We start from the raw sequence: 6,405 nt of genomic DNA, 5'->3' as shown, positions 1-6,405 counted from the left end.
TATTCTACTGCGTCAGGGTTTTAAGTCAAGCACCAAATCAACAAGTTTTCCAGTTCACTTCACTTAAAATTTGTCGTACATCAAAGAAGGGTTTCAAACCGCCTCCGCGCTGTCGACTGGGCGGCATTATAGAGACTTGCAACAGCAAGGCAAGCGAAAAAAGCAAAGCACAAACCGTTTGCACAAAAATCCGGCAGACAGACTGATAAACTGGCAAAAATGGCAGCAAAAAAACTTAGCCCGGCTCTGCAGAGCCAAACAAAGGCACCTTTAAAGTATTATCAACTTTATCGGGGGTACCTACCATTTCATCATAAGCGGATTGATGACTGAGGTAGGCATTACGAATAGTCGCTTCACCAAAAGCAGCTTTAACCTGGTCGATGCTGTGAAACTTTTTAGGCCGTCCGGTTTCATCATCGATGATAAAAGCTTTACGGTTGTCAAAATCAACTTCAGCTAAATAAAGCCCCATCTCAAAAGAATGGATGACGAGTTCATCAATATGGACATCCTGACGATTTAAATGCTCAATTCTGTGATAGTTCATAGCAGCCTCCTGCGTTATGTCCAAGCTGTATACGAGCTTAGTCTAAATTTCGATCCCTTTCCCGCGCTGTCAAGCATATTGGGACATCCTTTACTTTACCGATGTAAGCGCGCACTATGATGAAAAAGTTGACAATGTACTGTAAGTCGAGCTGTTGATGGATCCATCCTTTTTCCGTTGCAAACAAGTCCTGATAGTTGAAGACTGTGCTCCAGTTCGAGCTACAATTAAGAGCATGCTTCAAACCATGGGCTTTGAAGCCATTCATCTGGCACGAAACTCTACCGAAGCATTAAAGAAGTGCTATGAGATCCCATTCGATTTTATCCTCTGCGATTTTAACCTGGGCGACTGCAAAGATGGCTATCAACTCTTTGAGGCATTAAAACAGCAAGAGCTCATTAGTCCGTTGTGCTGTTTTATGATCATCAGTGCCGAGAGCCAGCGCAAAATTGTCCATGGTATGATTGAACTGCAACCAGACGATTACCTGTTAAAGCCATTTAGCTACCCGGTGCTGGAAGAACGTATTGTGCGCATGGTTAAAACCAAGATTGCACTGCGTAAAATTTATCTGGCCATTGCTGAGCAGGATTACGCGCTTGCGATTGCCGAATGCGACAAAGCATTGCAGGCGAAACCTGAGCTCAACCAGACAACCTACCGTTTAAAAGGTGAGTTGCTGCTGCAAACGAAAGCCTATAAAAAGGCTGAAAACTACTACCGGACGCTCAAAGAAAATAAGAACTACCCTTGGGCCAGGCTGGGTTACGCCATTGCAGGCTTCCGGCAGGAACGTTGGGAGGACAGTGAACTGGAGTTGGTTGATTTAACCCAGTTTGATGAAACCAAGGTAGAAGCTCTGGACTGGCTGTCACGCCTGCTGGTCAAACAAAACCGCTTTCAGCGGGCATGCGATACCTTGACAGAGGCCGCTTTATTGTCGCCAAAGAACATTACCCGCCAGCAAACCTTGAGTAATTTAACCAGTATCATCGGAGATAAAGAGGCTGCAGCGCGTATCCATAGCAAATTGGTGGCTGCTGCACGCCACTCAATTCATGACACCGCGGATAATTACCTCAATCATGCCAGGGCTTTAATCGATCTGGCACAAACAAAATCGGTCATGGAGCGAGCCGTTCAATTGCAACATGCCAGCCAATTAGTCACAGGACTGAGCAAGCGATTTAATGAGGCTCTGGTGCAACAGGAGGTCCAGTTGGTTCGAGGCCGAATCCTGGCAGCCAAAGGACAATTGGCCGAAGCAAAGGAACTCATCCATGGCATTACTGGTTTGAAAAGTAAAAAGCTCACCATAGACAGCTGCATGGATGCCGCCAAAGCCTATTTCGAAATTGGTGATTTGTATGAAAGCGAGTATTACATTGAAGAAATGCGCCGCCACCTGGCCAAAGATGACTTCCTAACCGAAACCCAGCAGCTCATGCTGAAGATGGAACAAAACCGGCACCAGGAACTGAAAGATAAAATAAAAACCATCAACCTGGAAGCCTCAGCAGCATATCAACATGGACACTATGGCCGGGCCAGTGAACTATTCCACGAGGCTTTTCAGTTTATGCCCAGCAATCCGGTAATTGCGCTAAATATGCTGCAGGCCATGAGTAAAGGGACAGGTTTGACAGCAGAAACCATGAAGCCCGCCAGACAAGCCATAGCCTTAATTGAACAAGGCGAGCTAAGCATTACTAACCAGCAGCGTTACAAAAAATACTACCGCACACTCATCAGCAAACACCCTGAGTTAGCAACCAAAACACGCGCACAGCCGTTGGCTGGTTAATCAGCTGCCCTTGTTGCCTGCCAGGATACCACCTGCCACCCGGTGCCGTTGCGTACCAGGGTACCGCTGTTGTAAAAACGCAACGACTCTGCATCGCTGTTACCGAGCAAAGTAAAGTTCAGCACAGCAACCTCACCATAAATGCGGATCTGGATATCCTCTGCCGAATAGTGCATGCGAATATCGGCTTCCGCAACAGGTCCCCCGCGGCGTACACCTTGCATCAAGGTCGCTTTACCAAAACGAGCACCAGCCGAGCTGGTATACACCAGATCGTCTGCCCAAAAACGCTGGTGTATGGCCTCATCGTTGCGGCTGGCTCCCGCCAAAAACTGATGCAATAAAGCGGTAATGTCCGCTTGGTCGCTGTTTGCTGATGCTGCAGGAGCAAGCAGCACTAATACCAGCAAGCTAAGACTAGATAGGAAATGTTTCATCGGAGTTTCTCGCATAAAAAAGCGAGCCGAAGCTCGCTTTGTGATGGATTACATGCTGATGCCGCCATCAATCTCGATCACCCGACCGGTGAAGAAATCATTTTCAAAAATGTACTTGGCGGTATGGGCAATTTCGCTGGCTTCGCCAAGGCGACCGACCGGTTTCATTTTTTCCAAGCGATCGCGTGCTTCAGGCTTCATCGCATCGGTCATGGCGGTGCGAATGACACCAGGTGCGATGGCGCCAACCCGAATGCCGTAACGGCCCAGCTCTCGCGCCCAGGTAACCGTCATAGCAACCACGCCAGCCTTGGAGGCCGCGTAGTTGGTTTGTCCCATATTGCCGCCACGGGCCACGCTCGACATATTGATGATCACGCCTTTAGTACCACGCTGCACCATAATAGCAGCCGCTTCACGGCCACAGAGGAAGACGCCGGTCAAGTTGACATCGATCACCGACTGAAACTGTTGCAGAGGCATCTTGCTAACCAGCTCACCGTCTTTGTATTTCAGCAACAAGCCATCCCGTAAAATGCCGGCATTGTTAATCAAACCATCCAGGCCATCAAAGTCACTGTTAATGGCCGCAAAGGTCGCTTCAACTTCTGCTTCGTTGGCGACATTGGTCGGATAGGTTCTGACTTCAGCGCTAGCCGACAATTCCGCTTTGGCGGCTGCCAACTGCTCGGTATTCATATCAATCAGGGCCAGCCGGGCTCCTTCGGCAGCGCACATCCGCGCCATTTCAAGCCCAAGCCCCTGGGCACCGCCGGTAATGGCGATGATTTTGTTGTTCAGATTCATGCTTTTTTCTCAAACAGTTTAAAGATACTGGAAAAATCAAGTTTGCCATGGCCGGCGCGCTGATGAGCAACGTACAGGTTGCGTGCCAAAGCGCCCATCGGCGTGCTGCTTTGGCTTTGAGTCGCTGCTTCCAGCGCCAGCCCAAGATCTTTGGCCATCAAATCCACCATAAAACCGCCTTGGTAGTTGTTGGAGGAAGGTACATTCTCCATCACATCCGGGCAGGGGTTGTAGAGTTCCAGCGTCCAGTTACGACCGGAGCTTTTGAGCATAATCTCCGACAGCACCTTTGGATCAAGCCCATTGTCGATGCCCATTTGCAGCGACTCGGAGGTACCCACCATCAAAATACTCAGCAGCATATTGTTGCAGATTTTCGCCACCTGACCGGCACCAATGGCACCGGCGTGGAAAATATTTTTCCCCATGCCCTGCAGCACCGGTAGCGCTTTTTGGTAATCGGCCTCGCTACCACCAACAATAAAGGTCAAAGTACCGGCTTTGGCGCCACCCACGCCACCGGAAACCGGAGCATCAATAAAGGCAATGCCCTGCTCAGCCAATCCGGCCCCCAATTTGCGGGCACTGTCAGCATCAATGGTGGAGCAGTCAATCACCAGTGCATCTTGTTTGATCTGTGCGGCGATGCCCTGCTCGCCCAGATACAAGCCAAGTACATGCTTGCCGGCCGGTAACATGGAAACCACAAAGTCAGCACCGGTGGCGGCATCGGCCGCAGAGGCTGCAACTTCGGCCCCTTCTGCTTTCACAGTTGCCAGTGCCTCGACTGACAAATCAAAAGCTTTGACCTGATGGCCGGCTTTGACCAGGTTGATGGCCATAGGGCCACCCATATTGCCAAGACCAATAAATGCAATCGTTGCCATGGTAAACTCCTTACAAGCCTAACATCCGCAGCGGATGCTGGCTGGCAGTCCACGGCGATGTGAAAAAGGTATCGATCAGTTCTTTCGGAACCGACTCAACATTGGGGTATTGCCAGTTCGGCTGACGATCTTTGTCAATCAGCAGCGCACGAACCCCTTCGGCAAATTCACCCATACGACCACACTGCACACTGATGCCAAGTTCCAGCCGGAAGCTATCGGCCAAAATCATGCTCTGCCCAAGCTGCAATTGCCGGAATACAATGTGGGCGGTGATAGGGCTGCCATAGCTGAGTGCCTCTTTGGCTTTTTGCAGCCAGCTGTCATCGCCAGGCATCGCATCAATGGCAGCAATCACGGCAGGCAGGTTATCCAGCTCAGCCAATTTGGCAATCTCAGCCTGATGCGGTCGGATCTGACTAAGTGGTAGCTGCGTGCGGCTGTGCTCTTCAAAATCCCGCAGCGCATCGGCCAATTTCTGGTGATTGAGCGCTACGGTATCGCCCCATTTCACCGTTAGCAGTTTATCCAGCACAGCCGCTTTTTTATCATGCAAAATAAAGTGATCGGCCAAGCCCACCAAGCGTGCATCGGCCGCATTGATGGAAGCGCCGGTTAAACCCAGGAACAAGCCGCAGCCGGTTGGCATCCGGTTTAAAAACCAGCTGGCACCCACATCTGGATAGAGGCCAATGGCCAGCTCGGGCATCGCAATACGGCTACTGGCCGTGACCACCCGATGCGAAGCGCCCGCCATCAAGCCAAGACCACCGCCCATCACAATGCCATTGCCCCACACCAGCACCGGTTTTTCAAAAGTGTGGATCAGATAATCGAGGCTGTACTCTTTGGTGAAAAACTCTTCGACGTAGGGGGCATAGCTGTCCGGGTGGTCTTTCATCGCCTGGTAAAGATCACGAATATCACCGCCGGCGCAAAACGCTTTGTCGCCGCTACCTTGCAGCACCACCATGGCGATACCAGCATCGTCTTTCCATTGCTGCATCTGTGGCAGTAAAGATTCAATCATTGGCAGGCTCAGGGCATTCAACGACTTCTCTGAATTCAGCGTTGCCAGGCCTATCCGTTTGCCATGCTCTGTGGTCAGCTCCTGATACTGCACGACTGGATGCTCATTGCTCATTATCCATTTACCCATCTTGGTTGACGTTTTTGCAGAAATGCCTGCACGCCCTCAACTTGATCGTTGGTATCAAACAAGGCGACAAACAATTCCCGCTCCAGTGGTAAGGCTCCTTGCATGGTGCCACTTCGCCCTTGTTGGATCAAATGCTTGCAGGCGGTGACTGCCGATGGACTTTGTTCGCCTACCTTTTCTGCCAGCGTCAGCGCGGCGTCCAGCGCCTGACCGGTCGGGACCACCTCTTCCACCAACCCAATGCGCAAAGCAGTATCGGCTTTCAGCCGCTCGCCACAAAGGATCATGCGCTTGGCCCAGCCTTCACCCACCAACCAGGCCAGATTTTGGGTACCACCGGCACAAGGCAAAAGCCCAACTTTGGCTTCCGGCAGGGCCATTTGCGCCTGTAGCTCTGCAATACGGATATCGCAGGCCAGCGCCACTTCCAGGCCGCCGCCCATGGCGTAACCATTAATAGCGGCAATACTGACACCGCGAAACCGGCTTAGGGTTTCAAAGGCATCGCCAAACACCCGCGCCATATCGGAGGCAACGGCTTTATCACCATCGGCAAACAACTTCAGATCGGCACCGGCGGAGAAAAACTTGTCGCCTTCTCCGGTGATCACCAGCGCATAAATGCTTTTATCCTGCTCAAGCTCCAGCACCAGTTGTTTTAACTGCTGCAGGCTGGCTTTGGTCCAGGTGTTGGCTGGTGGATTTGACATGGTAATCAGCGCGGTGTGACCGCGCTTTTCCAGCGTTAATGCTGCCAT

7 protein-coding genes are annotated in these 6,405 nt (G+C 51.2%); 1 reads left to right on the top strand and 6 read right to left on the bottom strand.

Annotated features, from left to right (window positions below; genetic code table 11):
- Positions 1–235 precede the first annotated feature (235 nt).
- Positions 236–550 (bottom strand): DUF6482 family protein, encoded by a 315-nt coding sequence (locus QWF21_RS12825; RefSeq protein ID WP_330088445.1) that lies wholly within the window; start codon positions 548–550, stop codon positions 236–238.
- A 157-nt stretch (positions 551–707) separates the two neighbouring features.
- Between QWF21_RS12825 and QWF21_RS12820 the strand changes: the two genes are divergently transcribed.
- Complete coding sequence (locus QWF21_RS12820; RefSeq protein ID WP_330088444.1) at positions 708–2,357, top strand: response regulator; 1,650 nt, start codon at positions 708–710, stop codon at positions 2,355–2,357.
- On the opposite strand, the gene QWF21_RS12815 is transcribed toward QWF21_RS12820, so the two are convergent.
- The 5 genes from QWF21_RS12815 to QWF21_RS12795 are packed head-to-tail and all read right to left on the bottom strand — an operon-like array spanning position 2,354 to position 6,405.
- Positions 2,354–2,794: a nuclear transport factor 2 family protein gene (locus QWF21_RS12815; RefSeq protein WP_330088443.1), complete on the bottom strand. Its 441-nt coding sequence runs from the start codon at positions 2,792–2,794 to the stop codon at positions 2,354–2,356. The genes QWF21_RS12820 and QWF21_RS12815 overlap by 4 nt on opposite strands.
- Before the next feature lie 48 nt (positions 2,795–2,842).
- Complete coding sequence (locus QWF21_RS12810) at positions 2,843–3,601, bottom strand: SDR family oxidoreductase (RefSeq protein ID WP_330088442.1); 759 nt, start codon at positions 3,599–3,601, stop codon at positions 2,843–2,845.
- On the bottom strand, positions 3,598–4,488 hold the full coding sequence (gene mmsB, locus QWF21_RS12805) for a 3-hydroxyisobutyrate dehydrogenase (protein WP_330088441.1): 891 nt from the start codon (positions 4,486–4,488) through the stop codon (positions 3,598–3,600). Before mmsB ends, QWF21_RS12810 begins: the two co-directional genes overlap by 4 nt.
- A gap of 10 nt (positions 4,489–4,498) precedes the next feature.
- Positions 4,499–5,632 (bottom strand): enoyl-CoA hydratase/isomerase family protein, encoded by a 1,134-nt coding sequence (locus QWF21_RS12800; RefSeq protein WP_330088440.1) that lies wholly within the window; start codon positions 5,630–5,632, stop codon positions 4,499–4,501.
- Positions 5,632–6,405 (bottom strand): enoyl-CoA hydratase, encoded by a 774-nt coding sequence (locus QWF21_RS12795; protein ID WP_330088439.1) that lies wholly within the window; start codon positions 6,403–6,405, stop codon positions 5,632–5,634. The genes QWF21_RS12800 and QWF21_RS12795 overlap by 1 nt, the downstream gene beginning before the upstream one ends.

This window comes from Alkalimonas mucilaginosa (assembly GCF_036327005.1).
GTDB lineage: Bacteria > Pseudomonadota > Gammaproteobacteria > Enterobacterales > Alteromonadaceae > Alkalimonas > Alkalimonas mucilaginosa.
Note: the sequence above shows the minus strand (reverse complement) of the source record. Positions and strands in the feature narration are given on the sequence as shown.